We start from the raw sequence: 23,581 nt of genomic DNA, 5'->3' as shown, positions 1-23,581 counted from the left end.
CCCTTGAGGGTCTCGAACGGATGAGCAACCTGGTCGACGCCATCATTTTGGCGGTCATCCTGATCGTGCTGACCAAGGGCTGGAGCGCCTGGAGGACGGCCAAGCGCGTCCGCTTCATCCGCACCTACAGCTTTCCGGACGGCCTGCTCGAACGGCTCGCCTCGCGCCATCCGCATCTCGACGGACGCGACCGGCACCTGGTCGCGCGTGGCCTGCGCCAGTTCTTCATCGCCTATCTGCGCGGCAGACGCAGATTCGTCTCCATGCCGTCGCGGGCGGCCGATGATCTCTGGCACGAGTTCATCCTCTACACACGCCACTACCAGGACTTTTGCCGCAAGGCCTTCGGGCGCTTCTTCCACCACACACCGGCCGCCGTGCTCGGACCCAACCGGCAGAGCAACACCGGCCTGCGCCGCGTCTGGTGGCACAGCTGCCGTGAGGAGCGGATCAATCCCCGCAAGCCCAGCCGGCTGCCCCTCCTGTTCGCGCTCGACCAACAGCTCAAGATCGCGGGCGGCTTCAGCTACGCGCTGGATTGTCGCGGTCCGAAACGCCGCGGCCAGGACGGCTCCAGCTCGCCGGTCTACTGTGCCGGGGACATGTCCAGCACGGACTTCGACGGCTCCTCCGACGGCTTCGGCGAGTCCTGGTTCGGCGACGGCGGCAGTGATGGAGGCGACAGCAGCTGCGGTGGCGGCTGTGGCGGGGATTGAGCCCCCTCCGCGACGAGCTGAGTCCGCGGCGATTCTGCTACGCTTGCCGATCCTCTGATTCAAGACACCGCCACACATGTCGCACAATGCCTCGCAGGAGCGCCGCTTCGGCCCTCTCACCGCCATCCTGCTCGTGGTCGCGACCATGATTGGGACAGGCGTCTTCACCACCACCGGCTTTCTCCTGCGAGACATCGGCTCGCAGCCCGCCGTGCTCGTCGCCTGGCTGCTCGGCGGCCTCGCGGCGGCCTTCGGCTCGCTGGCCTACGCCGAGCTGGTCGCCGCCCTGCCGCACAACGGCGGCGAGTACCAGCTGCTCTCACGGATCTATCACCCCGCGCTTGGCTTCATCGCCGGCTTCGTGTCACTGGTCGTGGGCTTCGCCGCGCCGGTCGCGGCCAGCGCCATCGCCTTTGGGGAATATCTGAACCTGGCGCTCGGCACGGACGCCTTGCCCCCGCTGGCCTCAGGTCTGGTGCTGGTCGTCGCCGCGTCCGTGCTCCACTCCATCCACCTCTCGACCGGCAGCCGGATTCAGGACCTCTTCACCATCGGCAAGGCGCTCCTGATCCTGCTCTTCATCATCGGCGGACTGGCGGCCGTGGACATGGATCGACTCACGGGCAGCGGAGAGCCTGCGGTCATGGATGCCGTGCTCTCGCCGGCCTTCGCCGTCGGGCTCATCTACGTGTCCTACGCCTACAGCGGCTGGAACGCCGCCGCCTATATCGCCGGCGAGGTCCGTGACCCCGGACGCTACATGCCCATCGCGCTGGGCACCGGCACCCTGTTGGTGACCTTCCTGTACCTGGGCGTGAACACCGTGTTCCTGGGCGCCGCGCCCGCCGAGGAGATCGCCAACGCGCAGGAGCGCGTCGGCGCGGTGGCCGCCGTCCACGCCTTCGGCGAGCTGGGCGGACGCATCCTCAGCGGCCTGATCGCACTGGGGCTGATCTCCACGGTCGGCGCCCTGGTGATGACCGGCCCCCGAATCTACGAGGCCATGGGACGGGATTACCCGGCCATCCGCGCGCTTTCCAGGCGCCAGGCCGCGAGCGGCCCCGTCATCGCCATCGCGCTCCAGTCGCTGCTGGCCATCGTCATGATGCTGACCTCCAGCTTCGAGACGCTGGTGAGCTACGTCGGCTTCACCCTCTCCGTCTTCGCCGCGCTCACCGTCGGCGGCGTCTTCGTTCTGCGCGCGCGCGAGCCAGACCTACCGCGCCCCTATCGAACCTGGGGCCACCCCTACACCACGCTCGGCTTCATCGCGCTCATGGCCTGGATGACCTTCCACGCCGTCCATCAGCGCCCCGTCATCGTCGCCGTCGGCGCCCTGACCGTCGGCCTCGGCTGGCTCGCCTACCTTGCGGCCAGGCGCCTGGGGCGGTGAACCTGAGCGACAGCGACAGCGACAGCGACAGCGACAGCGACAGCGGCGGCGCCCGAGCGAGCCCGCACTGATGACACCCCGACTCAAGGCCCTGATCCTCGCTGTGGGCTTGACGCTCTTGATGTCTGTCCTGGTCTACAGCGCCGATGGCTATTTGCGCTTGCAGGAGGAAGGCGTCCTGCGCGCACGCATCCATTTCGTGAGCGACGAGGTCTCCCACCTGCTCGACTTACAGGCGCTTGCGCTGAGCCGGGACATCTTCCGCGCCAAGTGGGCGTTGCTGGCGAGCGGCCTGCTGGACCCGGCCGCGCCCCTGCCGTCGCAAACCGCGCTGGAGGATCTGCTTCGGGAGCACATCCCGCAAGCCAGCCTGCTGTCGCAGCTGCGCTGGCTCGACGACAAGGGGGTCGAGCAGGCGCGGGTGAATCGCGTCTTGCAGGCGGACGGGGACTGGAAGGTCAGCTCCGCGGACCAGCTGCAGGACAAGTCCTCGCGCTACTACTTCAGCCGAGCCATCAAGCGGCGTGGCTATGACATCGACATCTCCGCGCTCGATCTCAACGTCGAGTTTGGCGTCGTCGTCCGGCCCTTCGAGCCAACCATCCGCGCGGCCAGCCCGACCACGCGGGCGGAAGGCATGCGCCCAGGGGTGTTGGTACTCAACTACAATCTGCGCCCCTTGTTCCAGCGCATCCGCAGCCTGGCCACGCAGGGTGTCGATCTGGAGCTCGTCGACGACCGCGGCGGTTGGCTGATCCATTCAAGGCACCCGGAGCTCGAATGGGGCCGGGATCTCGGCCGCCCCGCGAACAACCTGCGCCTGCTCGACCCCGCCCGCTATGCGGCCATCGATGCGATCAGTGACTGCAGCCAAATGGCGCTTGCCGATTGTCAGCGGATCTCGTTGCGGATCGACAAGGCCGACGCGCCGCATCTCACCCTGGTGACCCACGCCACCGAGGCAACCCTGGCCGCACACGCCCGAGCGAAACTGGCCGCCCTGCTGGCGGTCCTGGCCTGTGCCTATCTCGCCGGCCTGGGCGCCATTGGGCTGCTGTATCGCAGCGACCGCAAGCTCGCCGACGCCAACCTCGCGCTACAACATCAGATCGAGCGGGTCCGCGTCGCGGACCGGCACAAGTCGCGCTTCCTGGCCAATATGAGCCACGAGATTCGCACCCCGATCGGCGGCGTCATCGGCCTGGCCGATCTGCTTCTGGGAACGCGCCTCACGCAGGAGCAGCACCAGCTCACCCGGACCATCGCGAGCGACGCCAAGCTCCTGCTCGGCATCGTCAACGATATTCTGGACATCTCCCGGATCGAGGCCGGCGAGCTGCGCCTCGAACGCATCGAGTTCGATCTGCTGGATCTGCTCGAGGGGATCGGGGCCACCTTTGCGATTGCCGCCGAGGACAAGGGGCTCGCGCTGGTCTGCCCCGCCAACCCCGTGGCGCATCAGTGGTTCCTGGGCGATCCCTTGCGGCTGCGGCAGATCCTCGCCAACCTCACCGCCAACGCCATCAAGTTCACCGAGCACGGCGAAATCACGGTGCGCTGCCTGAGCGAGCGGGACGAGACCAGCGGCGCCACGCGCCTGGATTTCACGGTCGCGGACACCGGCATCGGGATCGCGCCCGAGCAGTGCGCGCGGCTGTTCGAGCGTTTCGTCCAGGCCGACGACTCCACCTCACGCCGCCATGGCGGCACCGGCTTGGGGCTGGCGATCAGCAAACAGCTCGTCATGCGAATGGGCGGCACCATCGGCGTCGAGAGCACGCCCGGAGAGGGCAGCCGGTTCTGGCTCAGGCTGACCCTGGACGCGGTCGACCGGCCCGCGCCGGTCTGGCCCGCAACCGCAAGCGTCGCAACGCGCGTGCTGGTCGTGCAATCGCACGCCGAGAGCGCCGACTTTCTGCTCCGCGCATTGGGGATGTGGCGCATCGAGCAGGCCTGGGCGACCAGCATCACCACCGCGCTGGAGGCGCTCAGTACCGCTGCGGCGGCGGGCCGCCCCTTCGGCGTCGCGCTCATCGACCAAAGTCTGGAAGACGACGAGCGCGGCCGTTTAGGCGCCGCCCGCGCGGACGCGCCAACGCTCGCCGCGACGCGCCTGGTCCTCATGACCTCGCAGCGGAGCTACCCCGCCGCGCGCGAGGAGTATGGCAGCGACTACGCCACCTTCATCGCCAAGCCGGTCTGTCAGTCAAGGCTCTACAATCTCCTGCTCAGCCTGACCGGCGCGGCCGACGCGACGCGGATCGAGCCCATGGCCGAGTCGCTGCCGGGCCTCGACGCGCGCGTGCTGGTCGCCGAGGACACCCCCACCAATCAGGTCGTGATCCGCGCCATGCTGCACAAGCTCGGCATCGAGCCGGTGCTGGCCGGGGACGGCGAGGCAGCGCTGCGCGCCCTGGCGCAGAACCCCTTCGATCTGGTGCTGATGGACTGTCAAATGCCCATCCTCGACGGTTACGAGACGACGCGGCGGATCCGCGCCGACAACCTGCAAGCGAGCGGACGCGCCCTGCCCGTCATCGCCATGACCGCCAATGTCCTGGAGGGCGAGCGCGAGCGCTGCTTCGCCGCCGGCATGGACGACTACCTCGCCAAACCGGTCGAGGCCGAGGCGCTGCTGACCACGCTTGAGCGCTGGCTGCCCGAGGGTCGGCGGACGCTGGTCGCGACAGCTCCGCCGACGCCAAGCGCGCTCCCTGCGTCCAAGGCAGAGCCGCCTGCATCCGAGCCGGTCGAAGCCTTGTTCGACCCGGCCGCGTTGAGCCGCCGCGTCATGGGCGACCGGGCCATCGTCCAGACGATCCTCCACGCCTTTCTCGGCGACCTGCCGGGGCAGCTCGCGCGGCTCGAACAGGCCCTCGCGGCAGACGACCTCGCGACAGTGGCGGCCCAGGCCCATCGTATCGCGGGTGCCGCGGTCAATATTGGCGCGACACCCTTCGGCGACCTGGCGCTTGCCGTCGAGCAAGCCGCCCGGCGCGAGGAGCCTGACCTACTGGCGGCCTTGACACCGCGATTGGCGAGCGAACTCGCACGGCTGCGTGCGGCGATCGAAGCAACATTCGACTGAGAAGCGCGTCCTGATGAACCGCTGCCCGCGCCGGAAACACAGGGGAGAACCAACGACACCCTTTCAAGCGGACTGTCGGGCGCATCGATCGCCGGTCGTATCGCGACGGCAGCGGCGACGGATCTCGAACGGCGGCGTTCGTTGCGCGCACCGAGCAACGGCGCTTTGTGCTACCGTCCCCGGCTTTGTCTTCTTCCCGTCCAGCGCTTCTGAGCCCCCACGGAATCGAATGATCGTTTCGCGCCATGTCGCTCGGCATCCGGAGGTTGCCGCCGCGGATTGCCGAACGGGCCACGTATCCGCCACGGCCAGAGGAACTGCGCGTCCGTCGTCCAAGGAGCTGTATCGAGCATGACGAAGATCACCAGCAGCGACATCTTGGTCGGGATCGGCGCTTCCGCCGGCGGGCTTCAGGCCATGGAAGCGTTCTTCAGCAATCTGCCATCGGAACCGGGCGCCGCCTTCGTGGTCGTGCAGCATCTGTCGCCGGATTTCCGCAGCCTCATGGTCGAGCTGCTGCAACGCCGTACCCGCTTGACGGTCGCCGTCGTCGAGCACGAGATGATGATCGCGCTCAACCACGTCTACGTGCTGCCGCCCGGCTACCTGGTCAGGATCGTCGGGCAGCAGCTCCTCCTGGAGGCGCGCGCCGGCAGCGGCAATGATTATCCGATCGACGCCTTCTTTCTCAGCCTGGCGTGCGAGCGGACCGAGCGCACAATCGGCATCCTGCTCTCCGGGACCGGGCACGACGGCACCGAGGGACTCAAGGCGATCAGCCGCGCCGGAGGCGTCGCCCTGGTCCAGTCGAGCGAAACGGCGCAGTTCGGGGCCATGCCCAGCAGTCCCATCAGCTCCGGTCTGGTCGATGAGATCCTCTCACCCGCCGAGCTGGCGACGGCGGTCTGCGACATCATCCGCTATGCCTCGGCCAGACTGACGCTCCCCAAGGGCAGCGATCCGCTGCTGCCGGCAAACGACCTGGCACGCATCCTCGATATCGTGCAGCAGCAGGAAAAGATCGATTTCTCCCAGTACAAGCCGGGCACGCTGCAGCGGCGCATCGCCCACCGCCTGCTGTTGTCCAAGACGGACAGTGTGGAGAGCTATGTCCAGTTTCTGCTGACGTCCGCCGAAGAGGTCAGGCACCTGCGCCAGGATCTGCTCATCGGCTCCACGCGGTTCTTCCGCGACCCGGAGCTCTGGTCGCTGTTGCAGCGGGATGTACTGCCCGCGCGCATCGAGGGACTGCAGGCGGAGCAGCCGCTGCGGCTGTGGGTCGCCGCCTGCTCCACGGGGGAAGAGGCCTATTCGCTCGCCATCGCCGTGGACGAGGTGATGCGCAAGCTCGGACGCCATCACCCGGTCAAGCTGTTCGCCACGGATATCGACAACGAGGCCCTCGCCTTCGCCGCCCAGGGACTCTATCCCCCCAGCATCGTCCATGACATCGGCGCCGAGCGGCTGGCGCGTTATTTCGTCGCCGAGGGCAATGCCTACCGCATCAAGAAACACATCCGCACTCAGATCATCTTCACCTCCCACGACCTGATCCAGAATCCGGGCTTTTCACAGATTCACCTGATCACCTGCCGCAACATGCTGATCTACATTCAGGCACCGTTGCAGGAGCAGGTGCTCAAACTGCTGCATTTTTCGTTGGTCGCGAGCGGCGTGCTGGTGCTGGGGCAGTCCGAGCACATGGGCGGGCTGGCACATGCCTTTCAGTGCCTCGATCAGACCTGGAAGGTGTTCTCCAAACGCCGCGATGTCACGCTGCCGATCGACCATCTGGGACACCGGACGATGTCCCCGCTGCGCCCGCTGACGCGCCCGATCCAGCAGCCTTCCCGAGCACACCTCGATCACCTGCTGGCCGCGGTGCTGAAATTGCGCTTTGGCCAGCAGCCCACCACCTGTCTGCTGGTGGATGCCCACAACCAGATCCAGCACGTCTTCCTCAATACGGCGCGCCTGTTGGAATTTCCCTTGGGCGCGGTCGACTTCAACCTGACCGATATCGTCTTACCCTCGCTGCGGCTGCCGCTGCTCACCGCCTTGCACCGCGCCCGCCGGGTGAACGAGCCAGTGCTCTATGGCGAGGTCGCCGTGGCTGAGCTGAACGGCACGCCCAGCGCGAGCATCTGGGTCGGGCCGAGCGATGATCGCCATGACGTGGATGCGCCGCTCGTCGTGCTCATGGATCTCAGCGTGCTGGAGCCGCGTCAGGACCTGTCGGCCGCGCACCCATTCGAGGCCGGCGCCGAGGTCAGCCAGCATGTGCGCGAGCTGGAATTCGAGCTGCAGCAGACCCGCGAGAACCTGCTGACCACGGTTCAGGATCTGGAGACCCTCAATGAGGAGATGCAAGCCTCCAACGAGGAGATGCAGGCCTCCAACGAGGAGCTTCAGAGCACCAACGAAGAGCTGCAATCGGTCAACGAAGAGCTCTACACCGTCAATAGCGAGAACGAGGCGCGGATCGGACAACTGACCGAGCTCACCTCGGACATGGACAATCTGCTGGCGAACCTGGATATCGGCGTCGTGTTTCTCGACAGCCGGTTCTGTATCCGCAAGTTCACGCCGAACGCCGCGGCGGTCTTCGACTTTCGCCCCAGCGATCTCGGCCGGCCGCTGAAAGAGCTGACGCACCATCTCGACGTGGCGGATCTGATGCTTCGGCTGGAGCAGGTGTGCGCCGACGACCGACCCGTGGAGATCGAGACCTGCAATCTGACCAACGGGGATCCGCTGCTGCTGCGCGTTTTACCCTATCGGCGCGAGGACGGATCGGTCGACGGCCTGGTGCTGACCCTGATCAAGGTCAAGGACCTGAAAAAGGTGCAACGGGAGCTGGAACGCGCCAATGCGCAGTTCGAAGAGCTCTATCGCCGCAGCCCCGTCGGGCTCTGCCTGTTCGACCAGGCGCTGCGCTTCCTGCAGTTGAATGAAACCCTCGCGAACATCAACGGACTGAGCATCGAGGCGCACCTCGGGCGGACCGTCCGCGAGCTTCTACCAAAGCTCGGCGAGCGGATCGAGCCACTCCTGAGGCAGGTGCTGGAGACAGGCGAGGCGATCCTCGGACTCGAGGTCTCCAGCGTCACCCCCGATCAGCCCGAGGTCGAGCGCACGTGGCTCGCCTCCTACTATCCCGTCACCCTGCAAGACGACACCACAGGCGTCGGCGCGATCGTGACCGAGATCACGGAGCAGAAGGCCCTCTACGCGCGCTTGCTGGACAGCCAGGGTCTGGTCCAGCAGATCGCCGACGCCAGCCCGGCCATCCTGTTCCGCTTCGGGCTGCCGCGGGGCGGCATCAGCTATGTCAACCAGAGCGTCGAAACCATTCTGGGCTATCGGCAGGACGCGCTCATCGCCATGAGCGAAGGTCAGCTCTGGCGGCTGTGCCATCCGGAGGATCGGCGCCGCTTGCGCGAGCACCTCGCGGCCCTTGGCTTGGCGCGGGATGGCGCCGTGCTGGAATGCACCTTTCGCGTGCGTGCGAACAGCGGCCGCTGGCGGTGGCTCAGCCAGCGCAGCTCCAGGTTCAAGCGGGGTGGTCCCGGTCAGCAGACGGTTCAATATCTCGGCGTTGCCACCGACGCGACCGAGTCCGTCGAGACGCAGGAAACCCTGCAACGCAGCGAACATCTGCTGCGCACCACGCTGAGCCATACGCCCATCACCCTCTTCACCCAAGACACGGCGTTGCGCTACACCTGGATCCACAACCCGCCGCCGGGCTTTCGCATCGAAGACATGCTCGGCCGTCACGACCGCGACATCCTCCCGGCCGAAAACGCCGAGCGCCTGACCCGGATCAAACAGCAGGTGCTGGACCAGGGCAAGACCGCGAACCTGACCTTCGAACTCGCTGGCGACGGACCGCCGCGCCAGTTCGAGCTGATCCTGGCAGTGCAGCTGGCGAGCAGCGGCGAGCGCGTCGGCTTGACCGGCATCGGCATCGACATCAGCGAAGCCAAGGCAACCGAGGCGCGCCTGACGGACGTCGTTGGACGCCTGGAACGAGCCCAGCACCTCGCCCATGTCGGCGATTGGGAGTACCTCCCGCAGACCGGTCGCGTCACCTGGTCACCCGAGCTGTTCCGCCTGGTCCAACGCGACCCCGCCAGCGGCGCGCCCAACCCGGCGGAGATCCTGTCGATGGTGCGCGGCGAGGAGCAGGCCACGCTCCTGGAGATGGCCGAACAGCTGCAGACGAGCCAGCCTCCAGCCAGCATCGAGCTCTCCTTGCGCACGCCGCAAGGCGAAGACCCACGCCACTTGCAGCTCACCTCTGGGTCCGTGCGCGACGAGGCCGGCAGGGCGACCACGTTCTATGGGACGGTGACGGACATCACCGAGCGGATGCTCGACCTCAAAGACATCCAGCATCGCGCCTTCTTCGACGGGCTGACCGACCTGCCCAACCGCAGCTTCTTTCTCCAGCATCTCAAGCTTGCGATCGCCCGCGGACTTCGCAGTCCAGACCCATTGTTCACGGTCTTCTATCTCGACCTCGACGGCTTCAAGGAGGTCAACGACAGCCTGGGGCACGCCGCCGGCGATCAATTGCTGCTGGAGACCGGTGCGCGGCTTCGCGCCACGCTCCGGCCGGGCGATGTGATCGCCCGCATGGGCGGCGACGAATTCGCGTTGCTCGCCGATCAGCTCTGCAGCGCGCAGGAGGCCCTGGAGATCGCCCGCCGCATCCAGGGCGTGCTCAACGCCCCGCTCACCATCGGCGGGGCACCGTTGTCGGTCAGCGCCAGCATCGGCATCGCCTTCTATCGCCCCGACGATCCCTGGGACAGCGAGACCGCGGTCTTGGAGAATGCAGACATCGCCATGTATCGCGCCAAGCGCCGAGGGCCGGGCCATAGCGAGCTGTTCGAGCCCTCGATGCGCGACGACAGCATCCAGCGGGTGGAGATCAAGGGCGATCTGCTGAACGGCATCGAGCAGTCGCAGTTCGTGCTCTATTACCAACCCCTGGTCGATCTTCGCAATGGCGCCTTGGTCGGCTGCGAGGCCCTGGTGCGCTGGCGACACCCACGGCGTGGCCTGCTCGCCCCGATGGAGTTCCTGCCAGTGGCGCGCGCAACGCATCTGATGGCCCGACTCGAAACCTGGATCCTCCAGGAGGCGACCCGTCAAAGGCGTCTGTGGGCGACGCAATACCCGCTCTGCGACACCTTCAGGATGAACATCAATGTCTCGCCGGATTTCCTCAAGTCCGCAACCTTCGAGCAGATCGTGCGCCAGACCCTCGAGCACAAGGGAACGACCACGGATCGCATCTGCCTGGAGCTGACCGAGGAGTCGTTTATCGACGACGGATATAGCGCCGATCTCTTGTTGCGCCGACTCAAGACGCTCGGGCTGCTGATCGCATTGGACGACTTCGGTACCGGATATTCATCGCTCTCCTATCTCCATCGCTTGCCGATCGACGCCCTCAAGATCGACCAATCCTTCGTGCAGGCATTGAACGAGAGCGGAACGGTGAGCGGCATCACCGCCGGCATCGTCGGTCTGGCGGAGAAACTCTGCCTATCGGTCACGGCGGAAGGCATCGAGACCCGCGACCAGCTCCTGCGGGTCGTGTCCATCGGCTGTCATATCGGACAAGGCTACTATTTTTCTCACCCGCTTCCAGCGGCCGACTTCGGCGCCTTGCTCGACCAGAAACAGCCGCTCGCGGACAAGCTGACGGCGGGGAATTGAGGGCCGCCGAGCCGCCAAGCCGGTGGCGCCACGGGACGCCCACTCCTCGGTGCCAATGGGCCTGCTCGGTTGCCAGGATCAGGCGCTCGCAGGCGACGCGAGACCAGCGACGGCGCATACTCGAGCGCGACGATTTCGCGCGACCCTGGAGCATTCGCGACCCGAAACGATCGATTGAGGTATCCCGACGTGAAACTGCTGATCGCGGATGACGACCTGACCTCGCGCACCATGCTGGCCGAGGTGACCCGGACGTGGGGCTATGAGCCAGTGCTGCTCGACGATGGCATGGCGGCCTGGGAGTTGCTGGAGGATCACGACGACGACCCGCCGCGCCTGCTGCTGCTCGACTGGGAGATGCCCACCCTGGATGGCGTCGACCTCTGCCGGCGGATCCGCGCGCGTGAGACCGCGGATCCGCCCTACATCATCATGCTGACCATCCGCCAGGCGACCGCTGACGTCGTCGAGGCGCTGGAAAACGGCGCGAACGACTATCTCACCAAACCCTTCGATGCCACGGAGCTGCAGGCGCGCATGATCGCGGCCCGACGTGTTCTGGACCTGCAGGCACGGCTGCTGACGGCCGTGGCCTCGCTCGCGCATCAGGTGGAGCACGACCCCCTCACGGGCTTGAGGGCACGCGCCGCCGCCATCCGCGAGGTGCGCAAGGCCGTGGCGGACACGCGCCAGCGCGAGCAGCCCTTCGCCCTCGCGATCTGCGACATCGATCGGCTGACGGAGATCAATGTCAGGCACGGAACGAGAGCGGGCGACGCCGTCATCCAGGCGGTGGCGACGCGCATCGCGCAGATGCGCGATCCCGCGGAGGTCCTGGGCCGCTACGCGGACAACGCCGTGCTCATCGGAATCGAGCGGGACCGGGACGCGGCCATGCTTGAGTTCGAGCAGATCCGCGCGGCTGTCGCCAGCGACCCGGTGGTGCTGGACGGCTTGTCGCTCTCGGTGACGGTCCGCATCGGCGCGACCGTTGTCCCGGCAGTGGACAAACGCAGCCATGCGTCCGGACTGCTCCGCAACCTCGATCTCGCCCTCGCGGCGGCGCGGGCGCAAGGGGGCAATCAGATCCAGTTCGACACAGACGCCCCCGCTTGACCCAGGTCCAGAGTCACCCGGCTCCCAAGCGCCAGCGGCGCCTAACCGCCATTTCCACCGTTTGAATAGAGATCTCGTCAGGTTTTCGCGATGAAACGAGCCAAACAGCCGTCGAAGCCCAGTGCTGAATTCCACCCGACGCTCGAGCCCACGCCGCCCTTGTTCGTGGTCGGGGTCGGCGCCTCGGCTGGCGGACTGGAGGCGCTGCGCCCCATGCTCAACGCGATGCAGCCGACGGGCCATATTGCCCTGATCGTGGCGCAGCACATGTCGCCCCAGCACCGCAGTCTGCTGGTCGAGCTGCTGGCGAAGGAGTGCCCGCTGCAGGTGGTCGAGGCGACGCAGAACATGACGATCAGGCCCGATACCGTCTATGTCTGCCCGCCGGACCGAGACATCCGGGTCAGCGAGGGCTTCTTGCGACTGACCAAGCCACAGAGCGGGGTCGGCCCCAAGCCCTCCGTCGATGCCCTACTGAGCTCGCTCGCCCAAGACGTGGGCGAACACAGCGTGGGCGTGATCCTCTCGGGCACCGGCTCCGACGGCGCCCACGGCTGTCGCGCGGTCCGCGCGGCCGGGGGCATCACCATCGCGCAGGACCCCAAGACCGCCAAGTATGACGGGATGCCCAATGCCGCGATCCGCTCGGAGACGGTGGATCTGGTGCTCGCGCCCAAGGAGATCGCGCTTCAGTTGCCCGGCATCGTCAATGCCCCGCCGCCCAAGATCGCCACGGACGGCAACGGCGACAGCCCCGCGGAGGTCTCGATGCCGGCCTTGCTCGATCGCGTCTACAAGGCCACGCAGGTCGATTTCAACAATTACAAGGAAGCCACCCTGAGCCGCCAGCTCCAGCGCCGGCTGGCGGCCTTGCGCATGAATTCGCTCGAAAGCTATTTCCAGCACATCGACGCCAACCCGAAAGAGCTGGAGGTGTTGCAACGCAGCTTTCTGGTGTCGGTCACCAGTTTCTTTCGCGATCCGGACACCTTTGCCGCGCTGGAGGGGGTGATCGAGGAGATCCTCAGCCACAAGAAGCCCGGCGACGCGGTGCGGGTCTGGGTGCCCGGCTGCGCGACCGGCGAGGAGCCCTATACCCTGGCCATCATGCTGGCCGAAAAACTGGGCCGCAGTCTCCACCAGCACGACATCAAGATCTTCGGCACCGATATCGACATGGCGGCCGCCGAGATCGCACGCCGCGGCATCTACCCCGAGCCCGCGCTCGAAGCCATGAATCCGGCGTTGCTGCAGCGCTATTTCGTGCAGGAATCGCGCACCTACAAGGTCACCAAAATGATCCGCGATCTGTGCGTCTTTGCGCGTCAGGATCTGGTGCGCGATCCGCCCTTCCTGAAGATGGATCTGATCAGTTGCCGCAATCTGATGATCTATCTGGAGAGCAATCTGCAAGACCAGTTGATCAACAACTTCCACTACTCCCTCAAGCCAGGCGGCTATCTCCTGCTGGGCAACTCCGAGTCGGTGGGCACCAATGGCGCCAAGCTGTTCGCCGCGGTGGACGGCAAACAGCGGATCTACAAGCGCCAGGCAGGCGTCTCCGCCCGCTCGCTGCTGATCGGCGACCTCGCAAAGATCGCGAAGGATCTGCCGCAGGCACGCAAACGCACCCGCTCCGTCAAGGAGATGCGCGCCGACGCCATGAACCATGCCCTGCTCGACGCCTACGCACCGCCGAGCGTCCTCTTGAACGGGGCCTACGAGCCGCTGCAGTTCTTTGGCGAGGTCTCGCCCTATCTGAAGCTGCCCGATGGCGCGGCGGACTTCAACATGCTGTCGATGGCGCTCACCGAGCTGCGCACCGAGCTGCGCGCCTTCCTGCACCGGCTCGGCAAGGAGCCGGGGCAGCGCATCACCCATATCCTGCGCCTGACGCTCAAGGGGCAGCCCCTGCAGTTGCGCCTGACGGCCTTGACGCTGTGGCTGGAGAGCACGGGCGAAAACGCCATCCTGCTGTCGTTCGAGACCATGGCCATCAAGGACGGCGCTAGCGACAGCGAAGCCGTGGTGATGGCGGATCAGGACGAGGATGCCAACCTCCGTCTGGCCGAGCTGGAGGACGAGCTGGCGGGCACCCGCGAGCATCTGCAGGCGGTCATCGAGGAGCTGGAGACCTCCAACGAGGAATTGCAGTCCCTGAACGAGGAGCTGCAGGCCTCGACCGAGGAGCTGCAAGCCTCCAACGAGGAGCTGGAGACCACCAACGAAGAGCTGCAGGCCACCAACGAGGAGCTGACGACCGTCAACGACGAGCTGCAGCTCAAGTCGCAGGAGCTGACCGAAGCCAACCAGACGCTGAGCAACATCCAGAAGTCGATCAATCTGGGGCTGATCGTGATCGACCAGGATCTGCGTCTGGTGCGCTACACGCCCCAGGTGGTGAGGCTGTTCGGCATCCTCGACGACGACATCGGTCAGCGCCTCGTGCGGTTGCCGTGCCGGGTTGCCCTGCCCGACTTCGAGCAACTGCTGCGCGGGGTGATCGACTCGGGCACCCCGGCGCACCGCGAGCTCCTGCATGACGAGGGCAGCTATCTGCTGACCGTCAATCCCTTCCGCACCGATTACGGCACCATCGCCGGCGCCATCCTGACCTTTTCCGACATCACCGAACTGGCGCAATCCAAACGCCAGTTGCAGGACGCCGAGCAGCGCTTCCGCCTGATCGCCGAATCGCTACGCGCGGTGATCTGGATGGCGACGCCGGACCTCAAGCGAATGCTCTACCTCAGCCCCATGTATGAGGACGTCTGGCAACGTCCGAGCACCGACGCCAAGGAGGATGCCGCGTCATTCTTCGCCGGCATCCATCCCGAGGACCGCCCGATGCTGCTCAAGCATCTGGATGCGGCGCGGCGCCAGAAGACGCCCTGGAGTCTTCAGTACCGGGTCCAGCGCGAGGATGGCTCCACACGCACCCTGGCCGACCTCGGGATCTGTGTGCGTGACGCCCAGGGCAAGCCCGAGTATCTGATCGGCAGCGCTGTCGATATCAGCGGCCAAGTCAAGATGTCCGCGGAACTCGCCGTGAGCGAGCAGCGCTTCCGCTCGATCTTCGCCCATGCGTCGGTCGGCATGGCGCTGGCACAACCGGATGGCCACCTGCTCGACGCGAACCGCTTCCTGTGCGATTGGCTCGGGTACAGCAATGCGCATCTCAAGACCATGTTCTTTCAGGATCTCGTCCACCCGGAGGACATCAACCGGGACCGCGATCTCTACGAGGATGTGATTCAGGGCAGGCGGGCGCACTACCAGGCCGACAAGCGCTATCTCACGCGCAACCAGGGCATCGCGTGGGGTCGTCTCAATCTCAGCTATATCCCCGCCAGCGAGCAGAGCGAAGGCGTCGCCATCGCGGTCATCCAGGACATCTCGGAAGAGAAGCGGGTCGAGCGCGATGTCTTCGAGCAGGCCAATTTCGACCCGCTCACCAAGCTGCCCAATCGCAACCTGCTGCGTGATCGGCTCGTCGAGCACATCAAGAGCGTGCAGCGGCACGGCACTGAGATCTATCTGCTCTTCATCGACCTCGACGGTTTCAAGCAGGTCAACGATTCGCTCGGGCACAAGGTTGGCGACGAGGTGCTGCGTCAGGCGGCGCAATTTCTCCAGCGCTGCGTGCGCGCGTCCGATACCGTGGCGCGCATTGGCGGAGACGAATTCATCATTCTGGTGAGCGATGCCAATCATTTTGGCGCCGTCGAGCGGATCTGTGCCGATATCGTCACCAATATCGGCCGAGAGGTGCCGATCGAGGGCGATCTGTCACTCGGCGCCAGCGTCGGCATCGCGACCGCTCCGACCGACAGCTCCGACCCCGACGAACTGATCCAGAAGGCCGACACCGCCATGTACGCGATCAAGCGCACCGGCGGGCGCGGTTTCTCGCTGTTCTCGGAGAAGATGAACGCGCTCGTGCAGGCGCGAATCCAGATCAAGGAAGCGCTCCACGGTGCGGTGGAGCGCAGCGAGCTGCGGCTGTATTTCCAGCCCATCTTCAATGTCGCGGCGCATCGCTTCGACAAGGCGGAGGTCTTGCTGCGCTGGCAGCACTCCACGCGCGGCCTGCTCGCGCCGGGGGACTTCCTGCAGGCCGCCGAGGGCTGTGAACTGATCGAGGAGATCGAACAATGGATCTTCAAGCGGGTTGCAGGCTTCATGCAGCGCCAAGGCGAGCATCTCCAGGGCCTGACCTCGCTCAACATCAATGTATCCGCGCGGACGCTGCAATCGCCGAGCATGAACGCACTGGTGCGGGGGTATCGCGAACTGATGCCGAAGCTGGTGTTCGAGCTCACCGAGCAGACCTACCTGCAGAGCGACGAGACAACCTCGTCACTGCTGCAATTGATCCGGCGCCTGGGCGGGCGGGTCAGCATCGATGACTTCGGCGCCGGCGCCTCCGATCTCTCCTATCTGCGGCAGCACCCGGTCGACGTCATCAAGATCGACCCGAGCTTCGTGCATACGATCAGCGCGGCTGACACCAAGGCAGCCATCCTGGACGCGCTCGCGGGGCTTGCCATGGCAATCGCCCCGGAGACCGTCTTCGAGGGTGTCGAAAGCGAGGCTCAGCAGGATTATCTGGCCCGATTCCCCGGCGTCTGGCTGCAGGGGTTCCTGCTCGCCAAGCCGATGCCCGAGGAGGCGTTTCTGGCCTTCGCGGGTGCGGCGCAGAGCACTGAGCACTGAGGCGGCGGTATCGAGCCTCTAGGAGCGGCGTCGGCGCGACCCAAGCGAGCCTTCGGCACCGGAGCCTGCGCGCTATCAGGCAACGTCAATGGAGACAACCGGGCATGAACATCGCTCCACATGCCACGGCACGGGATTCGGTGGACTCCGCGCGTGCTCGGCCGCCCTACCCGTCCAGCTGACGACCAAGGCCCAGGTTCAACCTGGGCGCCGGGTGCGCCCGTCGATCCGCGGCGCTGCGCGAGACGGCCGGGCTTCAGCTGTCCAGATTCCCACAAGCAGGCTCGCACGGCTCTGTCGCGATCCTAACAAACACGCCCATACACGCAGACTCCGCTTTTTAGAATCAGCCACATAGGCCAAGAGATCCACTGGGCACGCGCTTTGCTTAGTACCCAGCAGATCTCGATTCACCTGGGGCAGGCGCCCTACTTTTCCGGAGGCGGCGTGATGGATTTGAAGGTACTGAGCCAAAGCGGAGGCTGCGCATCGAGCGGTTGCGGGAGCAGCACCGATCGTCTCACCCATCTGCCGGAGGCGATCCGCGCAAAGGTCAACAATCACCCTTGCTTCTCCGAGGATGCGCATCATCACTATGCGCGGATGCACGTCGCGGTGGCGCCCGCCTGCAATATTCAGTGTCACTACTGTAACCGCAAATACGACTGTTCCAATGAGTCGCGCCCCGGCGTGGTCTCCGAGCTGCTGACGCCGGATCAGGCGGTCAAGAAGGTGCTGGCGGTCGCGGCCAACATCCCGCAGATGACGGTGCTCGGCATCGCCGGCCCCGGCGATCCGCTGGCCAACCCCGAACGCACGCTCGAAACCTTCCGCCAGCTCTCCGAGAAGGCGCCGGACATCCGCCTCTGCGTCTCCACCAACGGCCTGGCACTGCCCGCCGTCGCCGAGGAGCTGTGCAAGCACAACATCGAGCACGTCACCATCACCATCAACTGCGTGGATCCCGACGTCGGCGCCAAGATCTATCCCTGGATCTTCTGGAACAACCGCCGCATCAAGGGCCGCAAGGCCGCCGAGATCCTCATCGAGCAGCAGCAGAAAGGGCTGGAGATGCTGGTCGAGCGCGGCGTGCTGGTGAAGGTCAACTCGGTGCTCATCCCCGGTGTCAACGACGAGCACCTCAAGGAAGTCAGCCGCGTCGTCAAGGCCAAGGGCGCCTTCCTGCACAACGTCATGCCCCTGATCGCCGAGGAGGAGCACGGCACCTTCTTCGGACTCATGGGTCAGCGCGGCCCGACCAACGCGGAGCTGCAGACCCTGCAGGACGCCTGCGCCGGCGACATGGCCATGATGCGCCACTGCCGCCAGTGCCGTGCGGACGCGGTCGGCATGCTGGGCGAGGACCGCGGACACGAGTTCACGCTCGACAAGATCGAGACCATGGAGATCGACTACGCGTCGGCCATGGCGCGCCGGGCCGAGGTCCATGCGGAGATCGAGGCCAATCGCGCGGCTCAGCGCGAGCAGACGGGCGAGACCTTCGTGTCCCTGTCCTCGCTCAAGCGCAACCTCAAGCCCAAGAGCGAACCGCGCCCGGTGCTCATGGCCGTTGCGACCACCGGCAGCGGCGTGATCAATCAACACTTCGGTCACGCCCGCGAATTCCTGGTCTATGAGGCCTCCGCGATGGATGTCCGCTTCATCGGCGCCCGCAAGGTCGATCTCTATTGCTCCGGCGACACGACCTGCGGCGACGCCGAGACGGCGCTGCAGAAGACCATCCGCACCCTGGAAGGCTGTGAGGTCGTGCTCTGCGCCAAGATCGGCTACGAGCCCTGGGGTCAGCTGGAGGCCGCCGGCATCGCGCCGAACGGCGAGCACGCGATGGAGCCGATCGAAGAGGCCGTCGCCGCCATCTACCGCGAGATGGCCGAATCCGGCCAGCTGGATCGACCCAAGGCCGAGCCACAGCGCATGTCGGCCTGAGCCGAAACCACCGATCGCGACGACCCAAGGGGACTGATTCAATGGCATTCAAGATCATCGAAGGCTGCGTCAACTGCTGGGCCTGCGAGCCGCTCTGCCCCAGCAAGGCCATCTTCGAGGCCAAGCCTCACTTCTTGATCGATGCAAAGAAGTGCACCGAATGCGAGGGCGACTACGCGGATGCGCAGTGCGCGAGCATCTGCCCCATCGAAGGGGTCATTTTAAATGGCATGGGCGTGCCGGTGAATCCGCCAGGCTCGCTGACCGGCATTCCGCCGGAGCGCCTCGCCGCCGCGCGGGCTGAAATCCAGGCCCGCTGAGCAAACCCTGATCAACCTATCGTGGGGCGGCGATTGCACCCTCAGCTCGTAGGATGGGCAAAGCCGGCGCCCAAGGCGCGGCAGGATTCATCGACGCATGACCGGCGTGCCCATCCTGCCCGCTGCAAGCCAGCAGATGGGCACGCACGGGCCGCGTCAACGCAAGGGTCAAACCATATTTCGCGGGCTTTGCCCATCCGACATGCTCAAACATTCGCACCCAGGAGCCCATCAGCGTGACAACCTCGGTCGTCTTCTACGAAAAGCCCGGCTGCATCTCGAACGCCAAGCAGAATGCCTTGCTGCGGGCGCAGGGGATCGAGCTGAGGGTGAAGAGCTTGCTCGCGGAGCCCTGGACGGCCGAACGGTTGCGCCCCTTTTTCGGCACGCGGCCGGTGCGTGACTGGCTCAACCCGACGGCACCGCGCATCAAGCAAGGAGAGGTGAAGCCGGAGGCGTTGGACGAGGCAACGGCGCTCGCGCTCATGGTCGAGGATCCACTCTTGATCCGGCGTCCCTTGATCGAGGCCGACTGCGGCTGTGGCTGCGGCTTCGAGCCTGGCCCTCTGCTGAGCGCGCTCGGCGTCGACCTGGCCGCCGATCAGGATCTGCAGTCGTGCTCGCAAACCGGGCCGGATCCGCATTGCGACTTGCCGAGCGCGGAGGCGGACGCGCGATGACGAGTCTCCAGACGGAAACGGCAACGGCAACGGCTGCGCGGGCCATCGCCAAGCCGGGCGAGGCCGTCGAGATCACCCCAGGCGTGCACTGGATCGGCGCGCTGGATCCGAGCCTGCGCACCTTCGACATCATCCTGCGCACGGCCAACGGGACGACCTACAACGCCTATCTGGTGCGGGGCAGTGACGGCGTTGCCGTCATCGACACCGTCAAGGCTGGCTTCGGGGACGAGTTCTTCGCCCGCATCGAGTCCGTCGCCGACTATGACGAGATCCGCATCATCGTCCTCAATCATCTTGAGCCCGATCACACGGGCGCCCTGCCGGAGCTGATGCGCCGCGCACCCAATGCCAAGCTGTACATCTCGACCCGCGCGACCTCCATGCTGAAGGCGCTGCTGAAGCCGAAGGACGAGGATCGACCGCTCTCGTTCGAGACGGTCGGCACGGGTGACGAGGTCTCGCTCGGCGACCGCACGCTGCGCTTTCTACACACGCCCTTCCTGCATTGGCCGGATACCCAGTGCACCTATCTGGTCGAGGACGGCGTGCTCTTCTCCGGAGACGTCTTCGGTTGCCATTTCTGCGACGGCAGGCTGTTCAACGACCGCTCCGGCGATTTCCGCTTTGCCTTCGACTACTACTACGCGCACATCATGCGGCCGTTCAAGACCCACGTCATGAACGCGCTCAAGTTGATCGAGCCCTTGCCGCTCAAGACGATCGCGCCGACGCACGGCCCCATTCTGCGCGACCGCCCGCGCCGCTACATCAAGCGCTATCGCGAGCTCTCGGCCTCGACCTTCGCGGATGAGATCGGCAACGAGGAGCGCTCGCTGATCATCTTCTACATGAGTTCCTACGGGAACACGGCGCGCATGGCGGAAGCCATCTGCGCCGGCGCGGAAGAGCAGTCCGGTCTGCGGGTTTCGCTCTACGACCTGGAGGGCGGCGAGACCCAACCCTTCGTCGACCTGATCGAATCGGCGGACGCGCTGGCGCTCGGCTCTCCGACCATCAATGGGGATGCCGTCAAACCGATCTGGGATCTGCTCTCGTCGCTCGCGGTCATCGATCTCAAAGGCAAGCTAGGGGCCTCCTTCGGCTCCTACGGCTGGACCGGAGAAGCCGTGCGCATGATTGAGGACCGCATGCGCGGTCTCAAGATGCGGGTTCCGGTCGCAGGACTGCGCATCAAACTCATCCCGACCGATGAGGAGCTCGAAGAGTGCCGCGCCTTTGGGCGGGCCATCGCGGGCGCCATCGCGAGCGGGGAGAAAGGCAGGGTCATCGACTTTGCCGAACTGGGTTAACGACAGATCGACCAAGCTCGAACGCTTAACCTCAACGATCCCAACGGATCAACTCTCGAAACTTAGGAGTCTGCAACCATGGCCAAGGCCAAGATAACCTTTACGGACATCGATCAGACCGTCAACGTGCCGGCCGGCACGCGTGTCATCGAAGTCTCCGAAAAGATCGGCGCGGGCATCATCTACGGCTGCCGCGAGGGCGACTGCGGCACCTGCATGATGCATGTCGAAGAGGGCTGGAACAATCTGACCGAGCCGTCCGTGCTCGAAGAGAAGGTGCTGCGCGAGAACATGGCTAGCCGTCATGACCGGCTCGCCTGCCAGGCCCAAATTCTCGGCGACTGCCGAGTCAAACCCGCTTGATCATTGGAGAATTAACGTGGCTCTCGTAACCTTTTCGAACCCCGAGTACAAGGACAAGACCGTCTATGCCGTGGCCGGTAGTCATACCGAGTCCCTGCTGAAGCTGGCCAAGGAGCACAAGATTCCCGTGCACCACGACTGCCAGGACGGCGAGTGCGGCAACTGCATCGTGCGTGTGACCAGCGTCGACAGCAAGCAGCAGCGCATGGGCTATCACCTGACCGAGAAGGAGCAGACCGTGCTCCGCCACCTCGGCAAGCTCACCAAGGACCAGATCGATCAGATGATGGTCGACGACATGCCGAGCGAATGGCGCCTGGCTTGCCAGATGATCGTTCGCGACGAAGACATCCTCGTGGAGTACTGATCATGTCCACCCTGGCCTGCGACTTGACACGGGACGCCGATCGCGTCTACGCCCGCTTGATGGTCCGCGCGGCCGGGGATGGCAATGATCGCGCCTTCGCGAGCATGATCGCCTCGCGCGCCGCCGGTGGCGGCGCGCTTCCGGCCTGGCTCGGCCTGGAGGTCACCGACTTCCACCGTCTGATGGCCCATCACTTCCCCGGCATCTCCCCGGACGTACTCACGGCGATGGACGGGAAATCCCCCGTCACGGCGAGCCGACTGGATGAGCGCGAAGAGCTGCTCCAACTGCTGCTCGCGCACCGCGCCAACCAGACGCCCTCCGAGGTCTGGATGGCCCACACGGTCGCCGCCGGCTGCATGGCGAGCGACCACCTCTGGTACGACCTCGGGCTGTGGAACCGCGCCGAGCTGACGGAGCTGATGCGCCGCAACTTCCCGGAGCTGGCCGCGCGCAACGACAAGGACATGAAATGGAAGCGCTTCCTCTATAAACAGCTGTGCGAGTCCGAGGGGATCTATGTCTGTCGCGCACCCTCCTGCGACGTCTGCGCCGACTACAATGTCTGCTTCGGACCCGAGGATTGATCAGCGTCGCGCAGGCGTCACCCGAGAGATCCTCGTCGAGCGCGCCGTCGCGGCCTATCTCGGCCTCGCGATCGGCGATGCGCTGGGCGCCACGGTCGAGTTCCTGACCCCGCGGGAGATCCGCGATCAGTACGGCGAGCACCGCGACATCATCGGCGGCGGCTGGCTGCGACTGCGCAAGGGCCGCGTCACCGACGACACCGAGATGAGCCTGGCGCTCGGCCAGTCGTTGCTCGACAAGGGCGGGGTCGATGCGGGCGCCATCGCCGAGGCCTTCAGCGAATGGATGCGCACCAAGCCGGTCGATATCGGCCACACCGTGCGCCGCGGCATCAGTCTCTATCGCCGCGGCGGTGAGACCCAAGTCCCCGAGAACGACTACGACGCCGGCAACGGCGCCTGCATGCGCACACTGCCCATCGCCCTCTTCACCTTGGGCGCGGACGTGGCGCAGATCGCCGCCGCCAACCGCACCCAGGCCCACGTCACCCATCACAACGCCCTCGCCGACGCCGGCACCCTCACGGTCATCCGCATGGTGCAGACGGCCGTGCTCGGTGGAACACCCGCGTCACTGCGCGCGCTGGCCGAGGAACTCGTCGCCAACCACCCGAGCTACCGCTTCGATCGCAAGCGTGAGGAGAACCCAGGCGGCTACATCGTCGAGACGCTGCGGGCCGTCTTCCAAGCCTTGTTCGGAACAGAAGGGCTCGAGTCGGCCATGATCGATGTCGTCAATCGCGGCGGCGACGCGGATACCACGGGCGCCATCCTCGGCATGATCGCGGGGCCGCTCTACGGGTTGGCGAGCGTCCCCAAACGCTGGCTGAAGACGCTGGACGGCGCGACCTCCCGGACCTGTCGGCAGCAGGCGACCAGCCTCATCCTCAAGTCTCCCCTCCTTTCATCGGGGACGTGAGGCCGTCGCCACAGTTCTTGCCACCTCGCCTGATAGGCTAACGGGACAGTTTCGCGACGAACCTTTCCGGCCAAGGGCGCGCGCCCGAGTCCAGTCGCGGGGGCGGCCAGTCGCCGGTGTCGCGCAGCGGCGCGGCGCATGCCCGCGCCCAAGATCGCCCTTCTGATCCAAGATGAACCTTCGGTAACCCCAAGCGCGGACCCAATCGCCTAGACTGCCGCGGTGTTTTCGCAGCGGCCTCCGCTCGTCGGCGCCCGCGCGAGTGGGCCGCGTCTGTCGGGCACCCTTTGACCACCCGACGCCGCTTCGGTGTCGGGCCTCCC

14 protein-coding genes are annotated in these 23,581 nt (G+C 65.7%); all 14 read left to right on the top strand.

Annotated features, from left to right (window positions below; translation table 11 throughout):
• The first annotated feature begins 20 nt into the window (after positions 1 to 20).
• The 14 genes from CKO23_RS05835 (at position 21) to draG (ending at position 23,258) form a co-directional block, all read left to right on the top strand.
• The gene (locus CKO23_RS05835; RefSeq protein ID WP_200329008.1) at positions 21 to 716 is read left to right on the top strand and encodes a glycine-rich domain-containing protein; all 696 of its coding nucleotides are present in this window, start codon (positions 21 to 23) and stop codon (positions 714 to 716) included.
• Positions 717 to 792: 76 nt separating this feature from the next.
• The gene (locus CKO23_RS05830) at positions 793 to 2,109 is read left to right on the top strand and encodes an APC family permease (protein ID WP_200329006.1); all 1,317 of its coding nucleotides are present in this window, start codon (positions 793 to 795) and stop codon (positions 2,107 to 2,109) included.
• A 70-nt stretch (positions 2,110 to 2,179) separates the two neighbouring features.
• Complete coding sequence (locus CKO23_RS05825; RefSeq protein WP_200329004.1) at positions 2,180 to 5,197, top strand: hybrid sensor histidine kinase/response regulator; 3,018 nt, start codon at positions 2,180 to 2,182, stop codon at positions 5,195 to 5,197.
• Between the two features lie 351 nt (positions 5,198 to 5,548).
• Positions 5,549 to 10,930 (top strand): EAL domain-containing protein, encoded by a 5,382-nt coding sequence (locus tag CKO23_RS05820; RefSeq protein ID WP_200329002.1) that lies wholly within the window; start codon positions 5,549 to 5,551, stop codon positions 10,928 to 10,930.
• 189 nt (positions 10,931 to 11,119) lie between these two features.
• Entirely contained in the window at positions 11,120 to 12,046 is a 927-nt protein-coding gene (locus tag CKO23_RS05815; RefSeq protein ID WP_200329000.1) for a response regulator, read from the top strand.
• A gap of 90 nt (positions 12,047 to 12,136) precedes the next feature.
• Positions 12,137 to 16,762 (top strand): chemotaxis protein CheB, encoded by a 4,626-nt coding sequence (locus CKO23_RS05810; protein WP_200328998.1) that lies wholly within the window; start codon positions 12,137 to 12,139, stop codon positions 16,760 to 16,762.
• 450 nt (positions 16,763 to 17,212) lie between these two features.
• Complete coding sequence (gene nifB / locus CKO23_RS05805; protein ID WP_200328997.1) at positions 17,213 to 18,709, top strand: nitrogenase cofactor biosynthesis protein NifB; 1,497 nt, start codon at positions 17,213 to 17,215, stop codon at positions 18,707 to 18,709.
• Positions 18,710 to 18,750: 41 nt separating this feature from the next.
• Positions 18,751 to 19,029, top strand: a complete 279-nt coding sequence (locus CKO23_RS05800) for a ferredoxin (protein WP_200328995.1) — start codon at positions 18,751 to 18,753, stop codon at positions 19,027 to 19,029.
• 236 nt (positions 19,030 to 19,265) lie between these two features.
• Positions 19,266 to 19,709 (top strand): ArsC/Spx/MgsR family protein, encoded by a 444-nt coding sequence (locus CKO23_RS05795; RefSeq protein ID WP_200328993.1) that lies wholly within the window; start codon positions 19,266 to 19,268, stop codon positions 19,707 to 19,709.
• Entirely contained in the window at positions 19,706 to 21,022 is a 1,317-nt protein-coding gene (locus tag CKO23_RS05790; protein WP_200328992.1) for an FprA family A-type flavoprotein, read from the top strand. Before CKO23_RS05795 ends, CKO23_RS05790 begins: the two co-directional genes overlap by 4 nt.
• Before the next feature lie 78 nt (positions 21,023 to 21,100).
• The gene (locus CKO23_RS05785) at positions 21,101 to 21,385 is read left to right on the top strand and encodes a 2Fe-2S iron-sulfur cluster-binding protein (protein WP_014778533.1); all 285 of its coding nucleotides are present in this window, start codon (positions 21,101 to 21,103) and stop codon (positions 21,383 to 21,385) included.
• 16 nt (positions 21,386 to 21,401) lie between these two features.
• Positions 21,402 to 21,752 carry a 2Fe-2S iron-sulfur cluster-binding protein gene (locus CKO23_RS05780; RefSeq protein WP_200328990.1) on the top strand — a complete coding sequence of 117 codons (351 nt, stop codon included), beginning with the start codon at positions 21,402 to 21,404 and terminating at the stop codon, positions 21,750 to 21,752.
• 2 nt (positions 21,753 to 21,754) lie between these two features.
• A complete protein-coding gene (locus CKO23_RS05775) occupies positions 21,755 to 22,339 on the top strand; it encodes a nitrogen fixation protein NifQ (protein WP_200328988.1) in 585 nt (194 codons plus the stop codon).
• On the top strand, positions 22,314 to 23,258 hold the full coding sequence (gene draG / locus CKO23_RS05770) for an ADP-ribosyl-[dinitrogen reductase] hydrolase (RefSeq protein ID WP_200328987.1): 945 nt from the start codon (positions 22,314 to 22,316) through the stop codon (positions 23,256 to 23,258). Before CKO23_RS05775 ends, draG begins: the two co-directional genes overlap by 26 nt.
• The last annotated feature ends 323 nt before the right edge of the window (positions 23,259 to 23,581 follow it).

The organism is Thiocystis violacea, assembly GCF_016583565.1.
GTDB classification, from domain to species: Bacteria; Pseudomonadota; Gammaproteobacteria; order Chromatiales; family Chromatiaceae; genus Thiorhodococcus; species Thiorhodococcus violaceus_A.
This window is presented reverse-complemented; position numbering and strand designations above follow the sequence as displayed.